Here is a 19560-nt window from a genome sequence, read left to right as displayed (position 1 = left end):
CTTCTCATGCGCTGGGCGAGGCTTCGACAAGCACGGTGGGCGTCCAGCGCGCCTTTCGCCGGGCCAGCCTGTCCTCGTCAGTTTCGTCGTCATGGGCGACAGGTTCACCAGAGCGGCCAGTGAACCCGTCAAGGGCGACGCCCGCCACGTTCAGGGTGGCGAGCATCCTGTCTTCGATCTCGATGACCGAGGCGACGTAGACGCCGCACTCCTCGCACAGCAGGGCTTCCACCGCTCGTCGCCCGAATCGGTAACGATTGAGCGATCCCGGCGCCGCCTCGATGTTGAGCCGGCAGTCCGGGTCGCTGGTGGTCATGGCCCCGTGCCGCCGGCAAAAGCCGCATTGGCAGGACCGCAGAGGAAGCTCACCCGCCGGCTTGCCGGTTTCGAGCTCCACCCGGATCGCGCCGCAGTGGCAGTGGCCGGCGAGCGTGGTCATGCGCGGCCGGTCATCACTTGTAGGCGACCGCCTTGGCCGCCTTCACGATGTCCTCGACCGAGGGCAGCGAGAGGGCCTCCAGGTTGGCCGCATAAGGCAACGGCACGTCCTTCTGGTGCACGCGGGCCGGCGGCGCATCCAGGTAGTCGAAGGCATGCTCCAGCACCCGCGCCACCACCTCGGCGCCGACGCCCATCGGGCCCCAGCCTTCTTCGGCGGTGACCAGTCGGTTGGTCTTCTTCACGCTCTCGACGATGGTCTCGTGATCGAGCGGGCGCAGGGTGCGCAGGTCGATGACCTCGGCATCGATGCCCTCCGCCGCCAGTTCCTCGGCCGCCTTCAAGGCCAGGCCGACCATCCGCGAGTGGGCGGTGATGGTGACGTCCTTGCCCTCACGGCGGACCTTGGCCTTGCCGATCGGCACCACCCAGTCGACGTCCTCGGGAACGTCGAACTCCTGGCCGTACATCATCTCGTGCTCGAGGAAGACGACCGGGTTCGGGTCGCGGATCGCCGCCTTCAGCAGGCCCTTGGCGTCGGCCGCGTCATAGGGGGCGACGACCTTCAGGCCCGGGACCTGGGCGTACCAGGCCGAATAGTCCTGGCTGTGCTGGGCGCCTACGCGGGCCGCCGCGCCGTTCGGGCCGCGGAACACGACCGAGCATTTGATCTGCCCGCCGGACATGTAGAGCGTCTTGGCCGCCGAGTTGATGATGTGGTCGATCGCCTGCATGGCGAAGTTCCAGGTCATGAACTCGACGATCGGCTTCAGCCCCGCCATGGCCGCGCCGACGCCAAGGCCGGCGAAGCCGTACTCGGTGATCGGGGTGTCGATGACGCGCTTGTCGCCGAACTCCTGCAGCAGGTCGCGACTGACCTTGTAGGCGCCCTGGTACTGGGCGACTTCCTCGCCCATCAGGAACACCTTGTCGTCCTGGCGCATCTCCTCGGCCATCGCATCGCGCAGGGCGTCGCGGATAGTGGTCTTCACCAGCTTGGCGCCTTCCGGCAGCTCGGGATCGCGCAGCTCGACCTTCGGAGCCACCGGGGCGGTCGCGGCGCCTTCCGCCTGGGCCTCCGCGGTGACAGGCGCGGCCTTCTCCGCCTCGCCCGCGGGCGGAGCGGGAGCGGCGGCCGGCGCGCCGTCGCCCGACAGACGGGCGATCGGCGTATTCACCTTCACACCCTCGGAGCCTTCGGGGACCAGGATCTCCTCGATAGTCCCTTCGTCGACGGCCTCGACCTCCATGGTCGCCTTGTCGGTCTCGATCTCGGCGATCACGTCGCCCGAACGGACGGCGTCGCCCTTCTTCACATGCCACTTGGCGAGCGTGCCTTCCTCCATGGTCGGGGAAAGCGCAGGCATAAGGACGTCGGTCACTGAGCGGCCTCCAGGTAGACGTCCGTGTAGAGTTCGGAGGGTTCCGGCTCGGGCGAGGTGCGGGCGAACTCGGCGGCGTCGGCGACGATCGCCTTCACCTCGGCGTCGATCGCCTTGAGCGCGGCCTCGTCGGCCCAGCCCTTCTTCTCCAGCAGTTCCTGGACGTGGTCGATCGGGTCGCGGGTCTTGCGCACCTCGTCGACCTCGTCGCGAGTCCGGTACTTGGCCGGGTCGCTCATCGAGTGACCACGGTAGCGGTAGGTCTTCATCTCGAGGATGTAGGGCCCCTCGCCCGAGCGGGCGTAGTCGGCGGCCTTCTGGGCCGCGGCCTTGACCGCCAGCACGTCCATGCCGTCGACCTCCTCGCCCGGGATCCGGAACGAAGAGCCGCGCTTGTAGAGATGGGTTTCGGACGAGGACCGCTCGATCGAGGTGCCCATGGCGTACTGGTTGTTCTCGATCACGTAGACGACCGGGAGGTTCCACAGCCGAGCCATGTTGAAGCTCTCGTAGACCTGCCCCTGGTTGGCCGCCCCGTCGCCGAAGTAGGTGAACGAGACCTTCTTGTTGTCGCGATAGTGGTTGGCCAGCGCCAGCCCGGTGCCGAGCGCGACCTGCGCGCCGACGATGCCGTGGCCGCCGTAGAAGTCCGCTTCGGTCGAGAACATGTGCATCGACCCGCCCTTGCCTTTCGACGAGCCGCCGGCCCGGCCGGTCAGTTCGGCCATGACCTCGCGCGGATCCATCCCGCAGGCGAGCATGTGGCCGTGGTCGCGGTAGCCGGTGATGACCTGGTCGCCGGGCTCCTTGATCGCCTGCACGCCGACCGCGATCGCTTCCTGGCCGATGTAGAGGTGGCAGAAGCCGCCGATCAGGCCCATGCCGTAGAGCTGACCGGCCCGCTCCTCGAAGCGGCGGATCAGCAACATGTCGCGATAGTACTTGAGCAGTTCGTCTTTGCTCACGGCGCCTACGGCGCCGCCGTCCGAGTCATTGCTCTTTCGCTTAGCTGCGGAGCTGGTTTGCCCACGCGCCATCTGTCTCTCCCGTAGGAATGATTTTGCGCGGTTAAATTCCACGCTTTCGGGTCGTTTATGAACGAACGAATCCGCCCTAGGGCTTCACGCGGACCACATAGTCGTTCGGATGCCCGAAACCTAGCAGGGAACGGGCACGTTCTTCCAGTAGATCGGCAGAGAGGCTTGTGTCGCGCAGCAGCTTGGCGCGGGCCTCCAGGTCCTGGCGCTGGACGCGCAGCTCGGCGAGCTCCTTGGACTTGGCGGCGAGCGCCGCATCCCTTTGCGTGGAAGACAGAAGGCCACGCTCGCCCGTGAAGGCGTGGAACCCGAAATAGAGGATCAGGAGTACGAGCGCCGCAGTCGGCAGATATGGGCGGAAGCGCGCGAACACGGTCGAAATCCAGGACTCCTGATCAGCGACATCTCACGCAAACGTGCTTAATTTCCGGTTACAAACACCGGTTCGGCGGGCCGGATGCGAAAAATCCTGCCCGCCGAGACGTGAGCCGTCCTAGCGCTGCTTCAGCGCCTTGGCGCCGAGGTAGATCGCCTGGTCGCCCAGCTCTTCCTCGATGCGCAGCAGTTGGTTGTACTTGGCGGTGCGGTCCGAACGGGCCAGCGAGCCGGTCTTGATCTGACCGCAGTTCATGGCGACCGCCAGGTCGGCGATGGTCGAATCCTCGGTCTCGCCCGAACGGTGGCTCATCACCGAGGTGTAGCCGGCGCGGTGAGCCATTTCGACGGCGTCCATGGTCTCGGACAGCGTGCCGATCTGGTTGACCTTGACCAGGATGGAGTTGGCCAGGCCCTTGTCGATGCCCATCGACAGGCGCGCCGGGTTGGTCACGAACAGGTCGTCGCCGACCAGCTGGACCTTGCCGCCCAGGGCGTCGGTGAGCAGCTTCCAGCCCTCCAGGTCGTCCTCGGCGGCGCCGTCCTCGATGCTGACGATCGGGAAGTTCTTCACCAGACCTTCCAGGTACTTGACCATGCCGGCCGGATCGAGGGTCTTGCCCTCGCCTTCCAGCACGTACTTGCCGCCCTTGAAGAACTCGGTCGAGGCGACGTCGAGGCCCAGCTGGAAGTCCGAACCGGCCTTGTAGCCGGCCGCCTCGCCCGCCTTGACGATGAAGGCCAGGGCTTCTTCGGCCGAACCGATATTGGGCGCAAAGCCGCCCTCGTCGCCGACGTTGGTGTTGTGGCCGGCGTCCTTCAGGGCCTTCTTCAGGCCATGGAAGATCTCCGCGCCCATGCGCAGGCCTTCGGCGAAGGTCGGCGCGCCGGTCGGCAGGATCATGAATTCCTGAATGTCGATCGGGTTGTCGGCGTGGGCGCCGCCGTTGATGATGTTCATCATCGGCACCGGCAGCACTCGGGCCGAGACGCCCCCGACGTACTTATAGAGCGGCAGGCCGGCGCTGATCGCCGCGGCCTTGGCGGTCGCCAGGCTGACGCCCAGGATGGCGTTGGCGCCCAGGCGGGCCTTGTTCGGCGTGCCGTCCAGCTCGATCAGGCGCTGGTCCAGGCGGCGCTGGTCTTCGGCGTCGAAGCCCGACAGCGCGTCGTAGATCTCGGTGTTGACGGCCTCGACGGCCTGCAGGACGCCCTTGCCGCCATAGCGGCTCTTGTCCCCATCCCGCTTCTCGACCGCCTCGTGCGCGCCCGTGGAGGCCCCGGACGGGACCGCCGCGCGACCCATCGAGCCATCTTCCAGGACGACATCGACCTCGACCGTCGGATTGCCGCGGCTATCCAGGATTTCACGGGCTGTGATGTCGATGATTTCGGTCATGGGAGCTCCAGGTCTTCAGGCGGAAAGGCGCGCGTTCGTTTAGCCACCTTCGCCCGCGTGAGCAAATCGCCAGCCGTATGGGGCCATGCAAAAGCCCCCGCCCGGCATCCCGGACGGGGGCTTTCGAAACTCGCCGGCGCGCGATGCGCCGGAACGTCGATGGCTTAGTCGGCCTTCGGCGTGATGACCTGGCGGCCCTTGTACATGCCGGTCTTCAGGTCCACGTGGTGCGGACGCTTCAGTTCGCCGGTTTCCTTGTCTTCGACATAGGAGTTGGCGCCCAGCGCGTGGTGCGAGCGTCGCATGTTGCGCCGCGAGGGGGATACTTTTCGCTTCGGAACGGCCATCGGAAAATCTCGCAGGCGTAGAAAATGGAGAAGGCGGCCGAACGGGCGGCCGCCGACGTGAGCGCGGGTGTATGCCGGAAAACGCCCGCGGTTTCAACCGCCCTTGTGAATCCCGTGCAAAACGTTCGCCTGCAAGGCCTTGGACGCCACCTGCGCCCAGGCCATGCGCATCAGGCCCACCAAGTCGGCCTCATCGATTCGCTCGAACCACACGAAAGTCGAGCCGTTCTTGCCCCAATAGCCCGCAACCGGCTCGATCACCCCGGGCCTGCCCTCGCTCAGGTTGCGCTGGTCTTCGGGGTCGAGCTTGAGCATCGCCCGCGGCAGGTCCTGGTGGATCGTGCAGAAGATCTTCTTGCCGACACGGAACGACGGCATGCCGTGGTGGTCGGCCTCATAGGCCTCCGGCTGGGCCAGCGCGATACGGCGGACGTCGTCGCGGGTGAGCATGGCTGGAGCCTAACCGTCCCTCCCCTTCATGGGGAGGGTGGATCGGCGCGAAGCGACGAGGGTGGGGACCGAAGCGCCCAGCCCCACCCCGGCCGCTACGCGGGCTCCCCTCCCCGCAAGGGGGAGGGAGAAATGCCTAGACCAGGCGGCTGCGCTCCTTGGCCGCCCCGATGAAGCCGGTGAACAGCGGGTGCGGGTCGAACGGGCGGCTCTTGAGTTCCGGGTGGAACTGGACGCCGACGAACCACGGGTGATCGCTGCGCTCGCAGATTTCCGGCAGCACGCCGTCGGGCGAGAGGCCGGAGAAGGACAGGCCGGTGTTCTCGATCGCGGCGCGATAGCTGATGTTCACCTCGTAGCGGTGGCGGTGACGCTCGCTGATCGTGCTGGAGCCATAGATCTCCGAGACCTTGGAGCCGGGCGTCAGCACCGCCTCATAGGCCCCCAGGCGCATGGTGCCGCCCAGGTCGTCGCCTGCCGTGCGGGTCTCGCGCTCGTTGCCGCGCACCCACTCGGTCATCAGCCCGACGATCGGCTCCGAGGTCGGGCCGAATTCGGTGGACGAGGCCTGCTTGATGCCGGCCAGGTTCCGCGCCGCCTCGATCATCGCCATCTGCATGCCGAAGCAGATGCCGAAGTACGGGATCTCGTGCTCGCGCGCGAAACGGACAGCGCGGATCATGCCTTCCGAGCCGCGCTCGCCAAAAGCGCCCGGCACCAGAACGCCGTGGACCCCGGTCAGGCGCTCGGAGATCAGCCCCTCCTCGCGCTCGAAGGCCTCGCCCTCGATCCAGTCGAACTTGACGCGGACGTTGTTGGCGACGCCGCCATGCACCAGCGCCTCGACCAGCGACTTATAGGCGTCGGTCAGACCGGTGTACTTGCCGACGACGGCGATGTTCACCTCGCCGTCCGGATGCGTCAGGGTGTTGGAGATCGACTGCCAGCGCGACAGGTCGGGCGCCGGCGCGGTGTCGAGCATGCCGAACACCGACAGCACTTCGCGGTCCAGCCCCTGGGCGTGGTAGTCGAGCGGCACGTGATAGATGTTCGGCGAGTCCATCGCCTGGATCACGGCGCTTTCCCGCACATTGCAGAACTGACCGATCTTGCGGCGTTCGCCGGCCGGGATCGGCTGCTCGCAACGGCAAAGCAGGATGTCCGGTTGGATCCCGATCGAGCGGAGCTCCTTGACCGAGTGCTGGGTCGGCTTGGTCTTCATCTCGCCGGCCGTCTTGATGTACGGCAGCAAGGTCAGATGGATGTAGCAGGCGTGGCCGCGGGGCAGTTCCTGACCGAGCTGGCGGATCGCCTCGAAGAACGGCAGGCCTTCGATGTCGCCGACCGTGCCGCCGATCTCGACCAGCACGAAGTCGACGCCCTCGCCCGGATCGGAGAGCACGAAGTTGCGGATCTCGTCGGTGACGTGCGGGATCACCTGCACCGTCGCGCCGAGATAGTCGCCGCGGCGCTCCTTCTCGATGATCGTCTTGTAGATCTGACCGGTGGTGATGTTGTCCGCCTTGGTGGCGTTCACACCGGTGAAGCGCTCGTAGTGCCCCAGGTCGAGGTCGGTCTCCGCCCCGTCGTCGGTCACGAAGACCTCGCCGTGCTGATAGGGGCTCATCGTCCCCGGATCGACGTTCAGATAGGGGTCGAGCTTGCGCAGGCGGACCTTATAGCCGCGAGCCTGCAGGAGCGCGCCAAGGGCGGCGGACGCGAGACCTTTTCCCAAGGAGGAGACCACGCCGCCGGTGATGAAAATGTACCGGGCCATGGGCGTTCAGATTACCTCCGATTCGCGTCGGGCGCCCTGCGGCGTTTCGCCAAACCCTGTGGATTGCGAGCAGGGTTCTGCGAGATGCGGCGCGCACAAACGCCGAACGAGCCGCCGAAGCGGCTTTTCAGTGGGGCTCACGATCATAACGGGGCTTAGGGGTTGGACGGCGCCGCGGGGGCGGTCTGCGGCGCGGCCGGAACTTGCGCGGCCGGCGCTTCGAAGGGGCTGCGGACCTGCGGAGTCGGCGCGCTCAGCGGCGCGGGCGCATCGCTGGGGGCGGCCGGGGCCGCCGGTTGCGGGGCGGCCGGCTGGTTCAGCTGGTTCGGGTCGAGGCCCTGGACCTTGATGCGGTCGACGACCGACGAGGCGCCGCGCTCCTGGCCGGCCAGGATCGTCAGCGCCAGGCTGAGCACGAAGAACACGCCCCCGAGGATCCAGGTCGTGCGGGTCAGCAGGTCGCCGGCGCCGCGCGCCGTCATGAAACCGGTGTTGCCCCCGCCCATGCCCAGGGCGCCGCCTTCGGACCGTTGCAGCAGAACCACAGCGATCAGGGCGATGCAGACGATGACGTGAATGGTGAGCAGAATGCCGAGCAGCATGACGTATCCAATGACTTCGGGCGGTCCCCCGCTCCGAAATGAAGCGCGCGATCTACCACCAGGCAGCGCGTAAAGCCATAGCTAGCGCGTCGCATCGCTCGGACAAGGTCATGATTTTGGAAACCGAACGCCTCAGTCTGCGACCGCTGAGGCCGCTGGACGCCGAGCTGTTGTTTCCGCTGCTGAGCGACCCCGAAGTGATGGCCCACTGGGACATCGCCGAGGTCGACGACCCCGACCTGGTTCGGGTCATCGTCGAAGGTCAGGTCGCCGCGGCCGACGCCGGCAAGGCGGTGCACTGGACCATCCACACCCTGGACGGCGACACGTTCCTCGGCGCCTGCGATCTTTCCGACATCGACCGCTGGCACAAGCGCGCGGAGATCGGCTTCATGCTGGGGCGCGGGGCCTGGGGCCAGGGCTATGCGCTGGAGGCCATGCGCTCGGTCGTCGGCCATGCCGCGACGATGGGCCTGCGGCGGCTCTCGGCCCGAACGCACCTGGGCAACCTGCGCTCGGACGCCCTACTGGAGAAGCTCGGCTTCGAGGAAGAAGGCCTGCTGCGCGGCCATGTCCTGCGCGACGGTGAACATCGCGACTGCCGCCTGTTCGGACTATTGCTCTAGCAACGGCTGGCGGGCGGCTTAACTAGAACGGCATGAGCCATCCGATCCAGACCGCCGGCCTCGACCACATCGTCCTGCGCATCGTCGACAAGCAGAAGATGGTCGCCTTCTACCGCGACGTCCTCGGCTGCCCCGTCGAATGGGACCGCCCGGACCTGGGCATGACCCACATGCGCGTCGGCGCGTCCCTGATCGACCTGGTGACCGTAGACGGCAAGCTGGGCCGTCAGGGAGGACCTGCGCCCGGCCCCGATGGGCGCAATCTCGATCATTTCGCCCTGGTGGTCCGGCCGTTCGACGAGGCCGCCATCCGCGCCCATCTGGCCGTCTACGGCGTCGAGATCGGAGAGACGGCGCCGCGCTTCGGAGCCGACGGCGAAGGGCCCTCGATCTACATCAAGGACCCCGAAGGCAACACCGTCGAGCTGAAGGGCCCGCCCGACTGAGCGGGTCTCAGATGGCGTTGATGATGCCCAGGAAGTCCTGGGCCTTCAGCGACGCACCGCCGACCAGCGCCCCGCCGACCTCGGCCGCTCCGAGAATCTCGGCCGCGTTCGACGGCTTCACCGAGCCGCCGTACAGGATGGCCACGCTCTTTCCGGGCTCGCCGAACATCTCGACCAGGGTCGCGCGGATCGCGACGTGCACTTCCTCGATCTGCGGGGTGGTCGGGGTCAGGCCGGTGCCGATGGCCCAGACCGGCTCATAAGCGACGCAGAAGGCCTTGCCGGCCAGCTCCGCCGGCAGCGAGCCCCTCACCTGCCCTGTCACGATCTTCAGCGCGTCGCCCGCTTCGCGTTCGGCCAGGGTCTCGCCGACGCAGACGATCGGCTCCAGGCCCGCGCGGAGCGCCGCCCCCACCTTGGCGGCGACCACCTGGTCGGTCTCGCCATAGCCGGCGCGGCGCTCGGAGTGACCGAGGATCACCAGGGTTGCGCCCGCATCGGCCAGCATTTCGGCGGCGACGTCGCCCGTGAAGGCGCCGGAGACTTCCGCGCGGCAGTCCTGGCCGCCGACCAGCACCTTGCCGCCTTCGAGCGCCGCAGCCGCCCGGGCGACCAGCGTCGCCGGCGGGCAAATCGCCACGCGGGCCTTGGCGCTTTGGATGCCGGCGGCCACCGCCTGCGCCTCCGCCAGCGACGCGGCGACCCCGTTCATCTTCCAGTTGCCGGCGATCAAAGGGGTCGGAGAAGTCATGTCTTGCCTCGCATTTCGTGGGTCGCAGGGCCGTTAAGCTATGCGGCTTCTTCTGTCACGTGCTTGCGGGGGGGAAGCGGCCTCCACTATACCCGCCGTTCCACATTCGCGCCGAAGGGGCTCCGGTAGGGTCAAATGCTGTCCGCCACCCGACAATTCGCCAAATCCTGGGTCGCCGCCGTGCTGATCGGCCTGCTGGTCGTCAGCTTCGCGATCTTCGGCGTCAACGATGCCTTCCAGGGCAATTACACCAACGATGTCGTCAAGGCTGGGTCGCGACACGTGTCCGGGCCTGACTTCCGGCGCGAGTTCGACAATTTCCGCAAGGGCGCCGAGGAACAGACCAAGCGGCCGATCACCATCGAGGAGGCCGTCGAGGCCGGCCTCGACCGTCGGCTGATGGAGGAGATCGCCACCCGCGAGTCGTTCGGCGAGATGCTGCGCAAGATCGGGATCCATCCCTCCGACCGGCTGATGGAATCGGAGCTGCGCAAGATCCCCGCCTTCTTCGACCAGGTGTCGGGCGCCTTCGACAAGGCGCTCTACCAGCAGCGCCTCAGCGAGAACGGCCTGACCCCGGCCCGCTTCGAGACCCTGCTGCGCGACCAGATCGCCGAATCCCACACCGCCGCGGCGATGGTGAACGGCCTGCGCGTGCCGCGGGCCTATGGCGCCCTGACCGCCATCTACGAGATGGAGGCCCGCGACGTCGGCTACTTCATGATCGATCCGCGCAGCGTGGCCCAGCCGGCCCAGCCGACCGACGCCCAGCTGCAGGCCTTCATGAAGGAAAACGCCGACCGCATGACGCTGCCGGAGTTCCGGGTCCTGACCGTGGTGGCCTTCACCCCCGCCCAGGTCGGCGAGGTGAAGGTCGATCCGGCCGAGGTCCAGAAGCGCTTCGACTTCCGCAAGGACACGCTGTCGCGTCCCGAAACCCGCACCCTGATCCAGATCCCGGCCAAGGACGCCGCCGCCGCCCAGGCGATCGCCGCGCGCCTGACCAAGGGCGAAGATCCCGCCGCCATCGCCAAGTCCACCGGCGTCGAGGCCATCAACTATGCCGACAAGCCGCAATCGGCGATCGCCGACAAGCGCGTCGGCGCCGCCGCTTTCGCCCTGAAGGAAGGCCAGGTCTCGGTCATCCAGGGCGACCTGGGCATGGCCGTGGTCAAGGTGGCCAAGGTGACCCCGGGCCAGGTCGTCACGATCGATCAGGTCCGCCCGCAGATCGAGGCCGAGGTCCGCAAGGACGCGGCCGCCGAGAAGGTCTACGCCCTCAGCCAGGCCTATGAGGACGCCCGCGCCGACGGCGCCAACCTCGTCGAAGCCGCCAAGAAGGCCGGCGTGCCGACCTTCACCATCGGCCCGGTGACCCAGCAGGGCCAGGGCCAGCAGGGCCAGCCGGTGGCGGGCCTGACCCCGAAGATGCTTGAGCTCGCCTACAGCCTGCCGGCCGGCGGCGAGAGCGAGGTCCAGGACGCCGGCGAAGGCCAGTACTTCGCCATCCGGGTCGAGCGCGTCATCCCCAAGGCGCTGCCGCCGCTCGCCGAGGTCAAGCCGCAGCTGACCCGCTTCTGGATGATGCGCGAGCTGGTCAAGACCATGCAGGCGCGGGCCGACGAGCTGGCCGCCCGGGTCAGGAAGGGCGAAAGCCTGGACGCGGTGGCCGCCTCGGCCGGCGCCAAGGTGGTCCACGTGACCAACCTCGACCGCCAGAACGCGGCGCAAAGCACCGCCCTGTCGCGCGACGCGCTGGGCAAGGCGTTCAGCGGCAAGCAGGGCGACGTCTTCACCGCCGAAGGCACGCAGTTTGGCCTGATCGTCGGCAAGCTGGAGGCGGTCCGCGCCCCGAGCGGCCCGACCCTGGCCCGCATCACCGAGGACGTGCGCCCGCAGCTGACCATGGCGCTGTTCCGCGACCTCGGGGCCGACGCCCGCAAGGCCGCCCGCACCGAGGTGAAGGCCAAGGTCTATCCGGACAAGGCGCGCGCGGCCCTGGGCCTGGCGCCGATCGAAAAGGGAAAGGCCGCTGAACCGGCGGCCAAGACGGAGAAGGCGAAGTGACGATCGATCCTGCGTTTGCGGACTTTGAGGCGAAGTACTCTCAGGGCGCGCCGCAGGTCGTTTGGACCCGGCTCATCGACGATCTGGAGACGCCGGTCTCGGCCTATCTGAAGATCGCTCACGGTCGGCCCTACGCCTTCCTGTTCGAGTCGGTCGAGGGCGGGGCCCACCGCGGCCGCTACTCGGTCATCGCCATGAAGCCGGACCTGGTCTGGAAGTGCCGCGGCGACCAGGCCGAGATCGCGGTCGGCCCGGACATCGCCGCCGGGCGGTTCCAGACCCAGGCGGGCGGCGCGCTGGATTCGCTGCGCGACCTGGTCGCCCGCTCGCGGCTCGACCTGCCTGAGGGCCTGCCGCCGATGTCGGCCGGCGTGTTCGGGGCGATCGGCTACGACATGATCCGGCTGGTCGAGCGCTTGCCGAACATCAATCCTGACCCGCTGGACCTGCCCGACGGGCTGATGATCCGTCCCTCGATGGTGGCGATCTTCGACGCCATCGCCCAGGAGATCATCCTGGTCACCACGGTCCGCCCGTCGGAAATCACCGCCAAGGCCGCCTACGAAGACGCCCAGGCCCGGCTGGCCGAGGTCGCCGCCGACCTGCGCAATCCGGCCCCGGCGCTGACCGGCGCGGCCCAGCCCGAGCCGGACCGCTTCACCACCCCGGTGAGCCGCGAGGACTATCACCGCATCGTCGCCCGGGCGAAGGACTACATCCTGGCCGGCGACATCTTCCAGGTCGTGCCCAGCCACCGGTTCCGCGCGCCCTTCGCGCACGACCCGTTCGCGCTCTACCGCTCGCTGCGGCGCATGAACCCCTCGCCGTTCCTGTTCTACATGAACTTCGGCGACTTCCAGCTGGCCGGTTCGTCCCCTGAGATCCTGGTGCGGCTGCGCGACGGCAAGATCACCATCCGGCCGATCGCCGGCACCCGGCCCCGCGGCGCAACGCCCGAGGAGGACCGCGCGCTCGAGGCCGAGCTGGTCGCCGACCCCAAGGAACGCGCCGAGCACCTGATGCTGCTCGACCTCGGCCGCAACGACGTCGGCCGCGTGGCGATGCTGAAGAACCAGGGCGCCAACGAGCCGCAGCCGATCGCCCGCGGGCCGCGGGTGCGGGTCACCGACTCTTTCTTCGTCGAGCGCTACAGCCACGTCATGCACCTGGTCTCCAACGTCGAGGGCGACGCCCCCGAAGGCCTGGATCCGATCGACGTGGTGATGGCCGCCCTCCCCGCCGGCACCCTGTCGGGCGCGCCGAAGGTGCGGGCGATGGAGATCATCGACGAGCTGGAGCTGGAAAAGCGCGGCATCGCCTATGCCGGCGCGGTCGGCTACTTCGGCGCCGACGGCTCGGTCGACACCTGCATCGTGCTGCGCACCGCCTGCTTCAAGGACGGCCAGATGTACGTCCAGGCCGGCGGCGGCGTGGTCGCCGATAGCGATCCGGACGCCGAGTACGACGAGACCCTGCACAAGGCCCGCGCCCTGCGCCGCGCCGCCGAGGAGTCCTGGCGCTTCGTCTAGTCTGCGCGGTCGACCACGTGGGTGGTCGTCACGGGCGGGGCGGTGATCATGGCCGCGGCGAGCGCCAGCGCCGCCACGGCCGCGAAAGCCGCAGCGCCCAGGGCCGGCCAGGCCCGCTCGCGCTGGACCGGGGCCCGCAGCAAGCTGCGCGCATAGGCCATCTGGTCCGGGTCGAGGGCGGAATCGGCAGGCGTCATGGACACAGCATCCCGCCAACGCGCGGCCCAGGCAATCGGGGCTTGGCGTCGGGGCGGGCCGAGCCTAGAGAACCCTTATGATCTTGGTGATCGATAACTACGACAGCTTCACCTACAACCTCGTTCACTATCTGAACGAGCTGGGGGCCGAGACGCTCGTCTATCGCAACGACGCGCTGAGCGTCGAAGAAGCGCTGGGCCTGAAGCCGCAGGGCGTGCTGCTCTCGCCCGGCCCCTGCACCCCCAACGAGGCCGGCATCTGCCTGGACCTGCTGGCCGCTGCGCCGGACGACATGCCGATCCTCGGCGTCTGCCTCGGCCACCAGGCGATCGGCCAGGCCTATGGCGGCCAGGTGGTGCGCGCCAAGGCGATCATGCACGGAAAGACCAGCCCGATCGAACACACCGGCAAAGGGATCTTCGCGGGCCTGCCCAACCCGGTGACCGCAACCCGCTATCACAGCCTCTCGGTCGAGCCCTCGACCATGCCGGCGGTGCTGGAAGTCATCGCCTGGACCGAAGACGGCGAGGTCATGGGCTTCCAGCACAGGACCAAGCCGGTGCACGGCGTGCAGTTCCACCCCGAGTCCATCGCCACGGAAGGCGGCCACGCCATGCTGGCCAATTTCCTGAAGCTCGCGGGCGTCCCGCCCCTGGTCGACGCCTAAGACATGTCCGACGCCTTCAAGCCGCTCCTGGGCCGCCTCGCGGACGGCGGGACCCTGACCGAAGACGACGCCGGGGAGTTCTTCGCCGCCTGCCTGCGCGGCGAGCCGACCCCGGCCCAGGTCGCCGCAGCCGTCACCGCCATGCGCATGCGCGGCGAGACGACCGGCGAAATCACCGCCTGCGCCCGGGCCATGCGCAAGGCCGCCGTCACCCTGGACCATCCGTTCCAGGTCATGGACGTCTGCGGCACCGGCGGCGATGGCCTGCACACGCTCAACGTCTCCACCGCGGTCGCCTTCGTCGCCGCTGGCGGCGGGCTGAAGATCGCCAAGCACGGCAACCGGGCGGTCTCCTCGCGTTCAGGAGCCGCCGACGTGCTGACCGAGCTGGGCGTCAACCTGGCGGCCACCGCCGAGCAGCAGCTGCGCGCGCTGGACGAGGCCAATGTCGCGTTCTTCTTCGCCCCGGCCCACCACAGCGCCATGCGCCACGTGGCCCCGATCCGCACTGACCTTGGCTTCCGCACGATCTTCAACCTGCTGGGCCCGCTGACCAATCCGGCCCACGCCCAGCGCCAGGTGATGGGCGTCTTCGCCGACCGCTGGGTCGAACCGCTGGCCCGCGTGCTCGGCGCGCTGGGCGCCGAACGGGCCTGGGTCGTGCACGGCGGCGGTCTCGACGAGATGACCACCACGGGCGAGACCAGCGTCGCCGAATACCGCGACGGCCAGGTCCGCCTGTTCACGATCACGCCCGAGGCGGTCGGCCTGCCGCGCTCGGCGCTCGCCGACCTGACCGGCGGCGCCCCGGCCCAGAACGCCGTGGCCCTGCGCGAGCTGCTGGACGGCGCCCAGGGCGCCTATCGCAATATCGTGCTGCTCAACGCCGCCGCCGCCTTCCTGGTCGGCGAGCGGGTCGAAACCCTGCGCGAGGGCGTCGAACTGGCGGGCCAGATCATCGACGACGGCCGCGCCAAGGCCGCGCTGGACAAGCTGATCGAGGTGACCGCGGCATGAGCGACATCCTCGACAAGATCGCGACCTACAAGCGCGCCGAAGTCGCCGAGCGCAAAGCCCTGCGCACGCTCGCCGACCTCGAGGCCGCAGCCCAGGCCGCCTCCGCGCCTCGCGGTTTCCGCGCCGCGCTCGAACGCGCCCATGCGCCCGGCAGGCTGGCCCTGATCGCCGAGATCAAGAAGGCCTCGCCGTCCAAGGGCCTGATCCGTGAGGACTTCGATCCGCCGGCCCTGGCCCGCGCCTACGAGGCCGGCGGCGCGGCCTGCCTCTCAGTGCTTACAGACGGCCCCAGCTTCCAGGGCGCCGACGCCTTCCTGACCGCCGCGCGCGAGGCCGTCGCCCTGCCCGCCCTGCGCAAGGAGTTCCTGGTCGATCCATGGCAGGTCGTGGAGGCCCGCGCTCTGGGCGCTGACGCCATCCTGGTGATCATGGCCATGGTCGACGACGCCCTGGCCGCCGACTTGATGTCGGAGGCCGCGCGCCTCGGCATGGACGCCCTGGTCGAGGTCCACGACGAGGACGAGATGCTCCGCGCCGGCAAGCTGGGCGCCACCCTGGTCGGGGTGAACAACCGCAACCTGCGCACCTTCGAGACCGACCTGGCGATCACCGAGCGCTTGGCGGGCGCCGCGCCTGCCGATGCCCTACTGGTCACCGAAAGCGGCATCTTCACGCCGCTGGACGTCACCCGGCTGGAGCGCTGCGGCGCGCGCGCCATGCTGGTCGGTGAGAGCCTGATGCGCCAGGCCGACGTCGCCGCCGCGACCCGCGCCCTGCTCGGCTGAGTCGGTCCCGGGCGACCTCAAGCGACCGAAAACGCCTGGCTTTTCAAAGGCTCCACGGTAACTTGACATTAACCCAGAACACCTAGAGAACATTCGTGACGTTAGCGCTTTGTTCTCAAGGGCACGACAGCCATGCTCACCCGCAAGCAACACGAACTTCTCATGTTCATCCATGAGCGGATCAAGGAAACCGGGGTCTCGCCGTCGTTCGACGAGATGAAGGAAGCGCTGGATCTGGCTTCGAAGTCGGGCATTCACCGGCTGATCACGGCGCTGGAGGAGCGCGGCTTCCTGCGCCGCCTGCCCCACCGGGCCCGCGCGCTGGAAGTGGTGAAGCTGCCGCAGCAGGCGACCACCGCCGCGCCGCCCAAGGGCCGCGCCCCCTTCAAGCCGCAACTGGTCGAGGGCGCCGGCGATGCGCCGTTGATGCCGATCGCCAACGACACCCGCGAACTGCCGATCCTCGGCCGCATCGCCGCCGGTACCCCGATCGAGGCGATCCAGCAGGAGCGCGACCGGATTCCGGTGCCCGAGACCATCCTCGGCGCAGGCGAGCACTTCGTGCTCGAGATCGCCGGCGACTCGATGATCAACGCCGGCATTCTCGACGGCGACTACGTGGTGATCCGCAAGACCGACACCGCCAACTCCGGCGACATCGTCGTGGCCCTGGTGATGGGCGAGGAAGCCACCCTCAAGCGCCTGCGCAAGAAGGGCGCCTCGATCGCGCTCGAGGCCTCGAACCCGGCCTACGAGACCCGCATCTTTGGGCCCGACCAAGTGCAGGTGCAGGGCCGCCTGGTCGGCCTGATCCGCCGCTACCACTGACCCGCCTCAGCGGCTCCAGGGCCGCTGGCCGCGCAGGTCCTGCGCCCACACGATCCGCCAGCCGTCGGCGGTGCGGTAGAGCTCGGCTGAGCCGCCGCGCGTGAAGTCGGCTTCAGTGAGTGTGAGCGCCATCGGGCAAGGTGCGGCCGCGCCGCGAACCACCACGACCTCGGCCCACTGGCAAAACAGGGGCTGTTTCTTCTCGATGGTCGAAGCCCGGCGCGTGAAGATCGTAGCGACCCGCGGGTCGCCGCTCGCCTGCCGCGGCGCGCAGGACCATCGATCGCAGTCGTAGCCGGCCTCGCGCGCAGACTCCTCCCCCACGGTCAGGCCGCGTCGCCTGGCCCATAGCTCGGCCGCGAACAGCTTGGCGTCCGGCCGCAACAGCACCGCCTCGTCGCCGCGCCGCACGGCGGCCGCGGCCCCATCGGACGAGATCCAGACGTCGGGCGCCGGGGGCCGCGGGCAGAGCCAGACGGCCAGGGCCAGCGGCAGCCCCAGCCATCTCAGCGGCCCCTTCCACAGACAGAGCCACAACACGCCGATGAAGGCGGCCGGCAGGGTCCAGGCCGGCGCGCTGGCGAAAATCCGCTGACTGCCTGGCATCGCCGCCACCCAGGACGCGATCATGTTCATGGTGTCGATCGCGAGATCGGCCGCGGCTAGGGGCGCGCCGCCGAGCCCCAGCGGCGCCAGCACCGCGCCGATCGCCAGAGCCGGCATCATCAGGAACGACGAGATCGGCGCGGTGAGCAGGTTGGCCACGAGCCCGAAGGTCGAGACCCGGTTGAAGTGCTGCATGGCGAACGGCCCGGTCGCCAGACCCGCGACGAAGCTCGCCCCGATGCTGGCGGCGGTCCAGACGCCGATCGCCTGCGCGGCGCGTATCGGCCAGGGCGTGTTGATCTCCTTCGCCGGACGCGGCCATGCCTCGGCCAGGGCCACCAGCGCCGCAGTGGCCGCGAACGACATCTGAAACCCGGGCGCGGCGACGGCTTCCGGCTGCAGCGCCAGGATGACGAGGGCGGCGATGGCCAGGGTGTGCAGGCTGATCGCTCGGCGGTCGACCAGGATCGCCAGGAAGGCGGCCCCCGCGGTGATCGCCGCACGCTCGGCAGGAGCCGGAGCGCCTGAGATCACCAGATAGAGCATGACTGCGAACAGGCCTGCGGCGGCCGCGACCTTTTTCGACGACACCCGCAGCGCCGCCCATGGCCAGGCCGCGATCCCCAGCCGCACAGAGGCGAAGGCGAACCCGCCGACGATGGCCATGTGCAGGCCCGAGATCGAGATGATGTGCGCCAGGCCCGACGCGCGCAGGTCCTCGACTTGTTCCTTGGGCACGAAGGCCTCGTGCCCGGTGATCATGGCGGCGGCCAGACCGCCGCTTTCGACGCCCATCTCCCCGACGATGCGCTTGGCCAGGGCCCAGCGCACGGCGTTGACCTTCATTTCCAGCGCCAGCCGCCAGGGCGGCGGCGCAGCCTCAATCGACCGGACCTCGGTCAGCGCGAAACCGACCCCGCCGACCCCGTCGAAGAACGCATCGCGCGCGAAATCGTAGGAGCCGGGGCTGGCCGGCGGCGGGGGCGCATTGATCATCCCCTTCACCGAAATGACCGACCCGGGCGCCGGCAGCAGGTCATTCTCACGCAAGGTGATTCTGATCCGGATCGGCGTCGCATCGGGGACGAGGCCAGATATTCGGATCGGCGCGACCAGCAATCGCGGACCGCCCTGGCCGGGGCTCGCCACATCGACGACGAAACCTTCGATCAGCCGCACGCCGCCCCCGGCCGGCGCAATGGGCGCCCGCACGGTCTGCGTCCGCAGCTTGGCGGCCGCGAAGCCGCCGAGCGCGAAAGCGGCCAGAACCAGAACGACGACGGCCGGCCGGCCAAGGCTGAGCCGGGAGGCCGCTAGCAGCAGCAGGCCCGCGGACAACAGTGTGACGTACGCCACCAGCGCGAGCGGTTCGGCCGGCAGCGACAGGTAGATCGCGGCCCCGCACCCGAACGCGACCGGCGTCCACAGGCTGACCGATTGCACGGAGGCTTGATCGACAAACCATGTTGCGATGCGGCGAAAACTAGGACGTCGGGAAATGACCGTGTTAAGAGGCGCCGCGCGCACGTCAGGCGCGCCTGCTGCAGTCATAGCCCCAACCTCGATGTCCGACCGTCCCGTCGTCACCCGGATCGCCCCCTCCCCCACCGGCTCCATGCACATTGGCACGGCCCGGACGGCGCTTTTCAACTGGCTTTACGCAAAACACACCGGCGGCCAGTTCCTGCTGCGCATCGAGGACACCGATCGCGAGCGTTCGACGGACGCTGCGGTGCAGGTCATTTTCGACGGCCTCGACTGGCTGGGCCTGAAGCCCGACGCCGAGCCGGTGTTCCAGTTCGCCCGCGCCGACCGCCATCGTGAAGTCGTGGCGCAGATGCTGGCCAACGGCGGCGCCTATCGTTGCTACATGACGCCCGAGGAACTGGAGATCGAGCGCGAGGCCGCACGCGCCGAGGGCCGCGTCATCCGCTCGCCGTGGCGCGACCGCGCCGACGCCGGCAACTACGACGAGGCCCAGCCCTACGTCGTGCGCCTCAAGAGCCCGCTCGAAGGCGAAACGATCATCGCCGACCAGGTCAAGGGTTCGGTCACCTTCCAGAACAAGACGCTGGACGACCTGATCCTGCTGCGCTCGGACGGCACCCCGACCTACAACCTCGCCGTGGGGGGGGGGGGGGGGGGGGGGGGGGGGGGGGGGGGGGGGGGGGGGGGGGGGGGGGGGGGGGGGGGGGGGGGGGGGGCGGGGGGGGGGGGGGGGGGGGGGGGGGTG

The 19560-nt window shown here is 68.8% G+C and carries 20 protein-coding genes and 1 pseudogene; 9 read left to right on the top strand and 12 right to left on the bottom strand.

Features of this window, described 5'->3' with window-relative positions; all coding sequences use genetic code 11:
• Positions 1-4 precede the first annotated feature (4 nt).
• From OUA97_RS01890 to secG, 9 genes and pseudogenes are all read right to left on the bottom strand, one after another.
• A pseudogene (locus OUA97_RS01890) lies at positions 5-94 on the bottom strand (aldehyde-activating protein); the annotation flags it as partial.
• Positions 95-452: 358 nt separating this feature from the next.
• Positions 453-1820: a pyruvate dehydrogenase complex E1 component subunit beta gene (locus OUA97_RS01885; protein WP_267230060.1), complete on the bottom strand. Its 1368-nt coding sequence runs from the start codon at positions 1818-1820 to the stop codon at positions 453-455.
• Positions 1817-2857: a pyruvate dehydrogenase (acetyl-transferring) E1 component subunit alpha gene (gene pdhA, locus OUA97_RS01880; protein WP_267230059.1), complete on the bottom strand. Its 1041-nt coding sequence runs from the start codon at positions 2855-2857 to the stop codon at positions 1817-1819. Before pdhA ends, OUA97_RS01885 begins: the two co-directional genes overlap by 4 nt.
• A 76-nt stretch (positions 2858-2933) precedes the next feature.
• A complete protein-coding gene (locus OUA97_RS01875) occupies positions 2934-3230 on the bottom strand; it encodes an FtsB family cell division protein (RefSeq protein ID WP_267230058.1) in 297 nt (98 codons plus the stop codon).
• A gap of 120 nt (positions 3231-3350) precedes the next feature.
• Positions 3351-4631: a phosphopyruvate hydratase gene (eno, locus tag OUA97_RS01870; protein ID WP_267230057.1), complete on the bottom strand. Its 1281-nt coding sequence runs from the start codon at positions 4629-4631 to the stop codon at positions 3351-3353.
• Positions 4632-4795: 164 nt separating this feature from the next.
• Positions 4796-4978: a 50S ribosomal protein L32 gene (gene rpmF / locus OUA97_RS01865; RefSeq protein WP_056018768.1), complete on the bottom strand. Its 183-nt coding sequence runs from the start codon at positions 4976-4978 to the stop codon at positions 4796-4798.
• A gap of 93 nt (positions 4979-5071) precedes the next feature.
• Positions 5072-5428 (bottom strand): MmcQ/YjbR family DNA-binding protein, encoded by a 357-nt coding sequence (locus tag OUA97_RS01860; RefSeq protein ID WP_267230056.1) that lies wholly within the window; start codon positions 5426-5428, stop codon positions 5072-5074.
• A 136-nt stretch (positions 5429-5564) separates the two neighbouring features.
• Positions 5565-7205 carry a CTP synthase gene (locus OUA97_RS01855; RefSeq protein ID WP_267230055.1) on the bottom strand — a complete coding sequence of 547 codons (1641 nt, stop codon included), beginning with the start codon at positions 7203-7205 and terminating at the stop codon, positions 5565-5567.
• Positions 7206-7360: 155 nt separating this feature from the next.
• Positions 7361-7807, bottom strand: coding sequence for a preprotein translocase subunit SecG (gene secG, locus OUA97_RS01850; RefSeq protein ID WP_267230054.1), 447 nt, complete (start codon positions 7805-7807; stop codon positions 7361-7363).
• A 110-nt stretch (positions 7808-7917) separates the two neighbouring features.
• On the opposite strand from secG, the gene OUA97_RS01845 reads away from it, so the two are divergent.
• Both OUA97_RS01845 and OUA97_RS01840 read left to right on the top strand, forming a co-directional pair.
• Positions 7918-8433: a GNAT family N-acetyltransferase gene (locus OUA97_RS01845; RefSeq protein WP_267230052.1), complete on the top strand. Its 516-nt coding sequence runs from the start codon at positions 7918-7920 to the stop codon at positions 8431-8433.
• A gap of 32 nt (positions 8434-8465) precedes the next feature.
• Entirely contained in the window at positions 8466-8879 is a 414-nt protein-coding gene (locus tag OUA97_RS01840; RefSeq protein WP_267230051.1) for a VOC family protein, read from the top strand.
• Positions 8880-8886: 7 nt separating this feature from the next.
• Here the strand turns inward: OUA97_RS01840 and tpiA are convergent, their stop codons facing one another.
• Positions 8887-9630 carry a triose-phosphate isomerase gene (tpiA, locus tag OUA97_RS01835; protein ID WP_267230050.1) on the bottom strand — a complete coding sequence of 248 codons (744 nt, stop codon included), beginning with the start codon at positions 9628-9630 and terminating at the stop codon, positions 8887-8889.
• Positions 9631-9765: 135 nt separating this feature from the next.
• Between tpiA and OUA97_RS01830 the strand changes: the two genes are divergently transcribed.
• Together OUA97_RS01830 and trpE are read left to right on the top strand one after the other, a co-directional pair.
• Positions 9766-11697, top strand: a complete 1932-nt coding sequence (locus OUA97_RS01830) for a peptidylprolyl isomerase (RefSeq protein WP_267230049.1) — start codon at positions 9766-9768, stop codon at positions 11695-11697.
• Positions 11694-13226, top strand: a complete 1533-nt coding sequence (trpE, locus tag OUA97_RS01825; RefSeq protein ID WP_267230048.1) for an anthranilate synthase component I — start codon at positions 11694-11696, stop codon at positions 13224-13226. The genes OUA97_RS01830 and trpE overlap by 4 nt, the downstream gene beginning before the upstream one ends.
• Here the strand turns inward: trpE and OUA97_RS01820 are convergent.
• Positions 13223-13423: a hypothetical protein gene (locus OUA97_RS01820; RefSeq protein WP_267230047.1), complete on the bottom strand. Its 201-nt coding sequence runs from the start codon at positions 13421-13423 to the stop codon at positions 13223-13225. The two genes, trpE and OUA97_RS01820, sit on opposite strands and share 4 nt — an antisense overlap.
• Before the next feature lie 77 nt (positions 13424-13500).
• Here OUA97_RS01820 and OUA97_RS01815 point away from each other — a divergent pair, with 77 nt between their 5' ends.
• From OUA97_RS01815 to lexA, 4 genes are all read left to right on the top strand, one after another.
• A complete protein-coding gene (locus tag OUA97_RS01815) occupies positions 13501-14091 on the top strand; it encodes an anthranilate synthase component II (RefSeq protein ID WP_267230046.1) in 591 nt (196 codons plus the stop codon).
• 3 nt (positions 14092-14094) lie between these two features.
• On the top strand, positions 14095-15108 hold the full coding sequence (gene trpD / locus OUA97_RS01810) for an anthranilate phosphoribosyltransferase (RefSeq protein WP_267230044.1): 1014 nt from the start codon (positions 14095-14097) through the stop codon (positions 15106-15108).
• Positions 15105-15893, top strand: coding sequence for an indole-3-glycerol phosphate synthase TrpC (gene trpC / locus OUA97_RS01805; RefSeq protein WP_267230043.1), 789 nt, complete (start codon positions 15105-15107; stop codon positions 15891-15893). Before trpD ends, trpC begins: the two co-directional genes overlap by 4 nt.
• A gap of 132 nt (positions 15894-16025) precedes the next feature.
• Positions 16026-16721 carry a transcriptional repressor LexA gene (lexA, locus tag OUA97_RS01800; RefSeq protein ID WP_267230041.1) on the top strand — a complete coding sequence of 232 codons (696 nt, stop codon included), beginning with the start codon at positions 16026-16028 and terminating at the stop codon, positions 16719-16721.
• 6 nt (positions 16722-16727) lie between these two features.
• On the opposite strand, the gene OUA97_RS01795 is transcribed toward lexA, so the two are convergent.
• Entirely contained in the window at positions 16728-18770 is a 2043-nt protein-coding gene (locus OUA97_RS01795) for a ComEC/Rec2 family competence protein (protein ID WP_323690510.1), read from the bottom strand.
• Positions 18771-18891: 121 nt separating this feature from the next.
• Between OUA97_RS01795 and OUA97_RS01790 the strand changes: the two genes are divergently transcribed.
• On the top strand, positions 18892-19560 hold a 669-nt coding region (locus OUA97_RS01790), incomplete at its 3' end, for a glutamate--tRNA ligase (RefSeq protein WP_267230039.1).

Source organism: Phenylobacterium sp. 58.2.17, from assembly GCF_026411515.1.
GTDB lineage: Bacteria > Pseudomonadota > Alphaproteobacteria > Caulobacterales > Caulobacteraceae > Phenylobacterium.
This window is presented reverse-complemented; position numbering and strand designations above follow the sequence as displayed.

What these genes read in the sequence shown, in the direction of transcription:
- OUA97_RS01815 (WP_267230046.1), top strand. Translation starts at nt 13,501, where the DNA reads ATGATCTTGGTGATCGATAACTACGACAGCTTCACCTACAACCTCGTT.
- trpC (WP_267230043.1), top strand. Translation starts at nt 15,105, where the DNA reads ATGAGCGACATCCTCGACAAGATCGCGACCTACAAGCGCGCCGAAGTC.
- OUA97_RS01820 (WP_267230047.1), bottom strand. Translation starts at nt 13,423, where the DNA reads ATGACGCCTGCCGATTCCGCCCTCGACCCGGACCAGATGGCCTATGCG.
- OUA97_RS01830 (WP_267230049.1), top strand. Translation starts at nt 9,766, where the DNA reads ATGCTGTCCGCCACCCGACAATTCGCCAAATCCTGGGTCGCCGCCGTG.
- tpiA (WP_267230050.1), bottom strand. Translation starts at nt 9,630, where the DNA reads ATGACTTCTCCGACCCCTTTGATCGCCGGCAACTGGAAGATGAACGGG.
- OUA97_RS01860 (WP_267230056.1), bottom strand. Translation starts at nt 5,428, where the DNA reads ATGCTCACCCGCGACGACGTCCGCCGTATCGCGCTGGCCCAGCCGGAG.
- OUA97_RS01855 (WP_267230055.1), bottom strand. Translation starts at nt 7,205, where the DNA reads ATGGCCCGGTACATTTTCATCACCGGCGGCGTGGTCTCCTCCTTGGGA.
- OUA97_RS01840 (WP_267230051.1), top strand. Translation starts at nt 8,466, where the DNA reads ATGAGCCATCCGATCCAGACCGCCGGCCTCGACCACATCGTCCTGCGC.
- secG (WP_267230054.1), bottom strand. Translation starts at nt 7,807, where the DNA reads ATGCTGCTCGGCATTCTGCTCACCATTCACGTCATCGTCTGCATCGCC.
- eno (WP_267230057.1), bottom strand. Translation starts at nt 4,631, where the DNA reads ATGACCGAAATCATCGACATCACAGCCCGTGAAATCCTGGATAGCCGC.
- pdhA (WP_267230059.1), bottom strand. Translation starts at nt 2,857, where the DNA reads ATGGCGCGTGGGCAAACCAGCTCCGCAGCTAAGCGAAAGAGCAATGAC.
- lexA (WP_267230041.1), top strand. Translation starts at nt 16,026, where the DNA reads ATGCTCACCCGCAAGCAACACGAACTTCTCATGTTCATCCATGAGCGG.
- rpmF (WP_056018768.1), bottom strand. Translation starts at nt 4,978, where the DNA reads ATGGCCGTTCCGAAGCGAAAAGTATCCCCCTCGCGGCGCAACATGCGA.
- trpD (WP_267230044.1), top strand. Translation starts at nt 14,095, where the DNA reads ATGTCCGACGCCTTCAAGCCGCTCCTGGGCCGCCTCGCGGACGGCGGG.
- OUA97_RS01845 (WP_267230052.1), top strand. Translation starts at nt 7,918, where the DNA reads ATGATTTTGGAAACCGAACGCCTCAGTCTGCGACCGCTGAGGCCGCTG.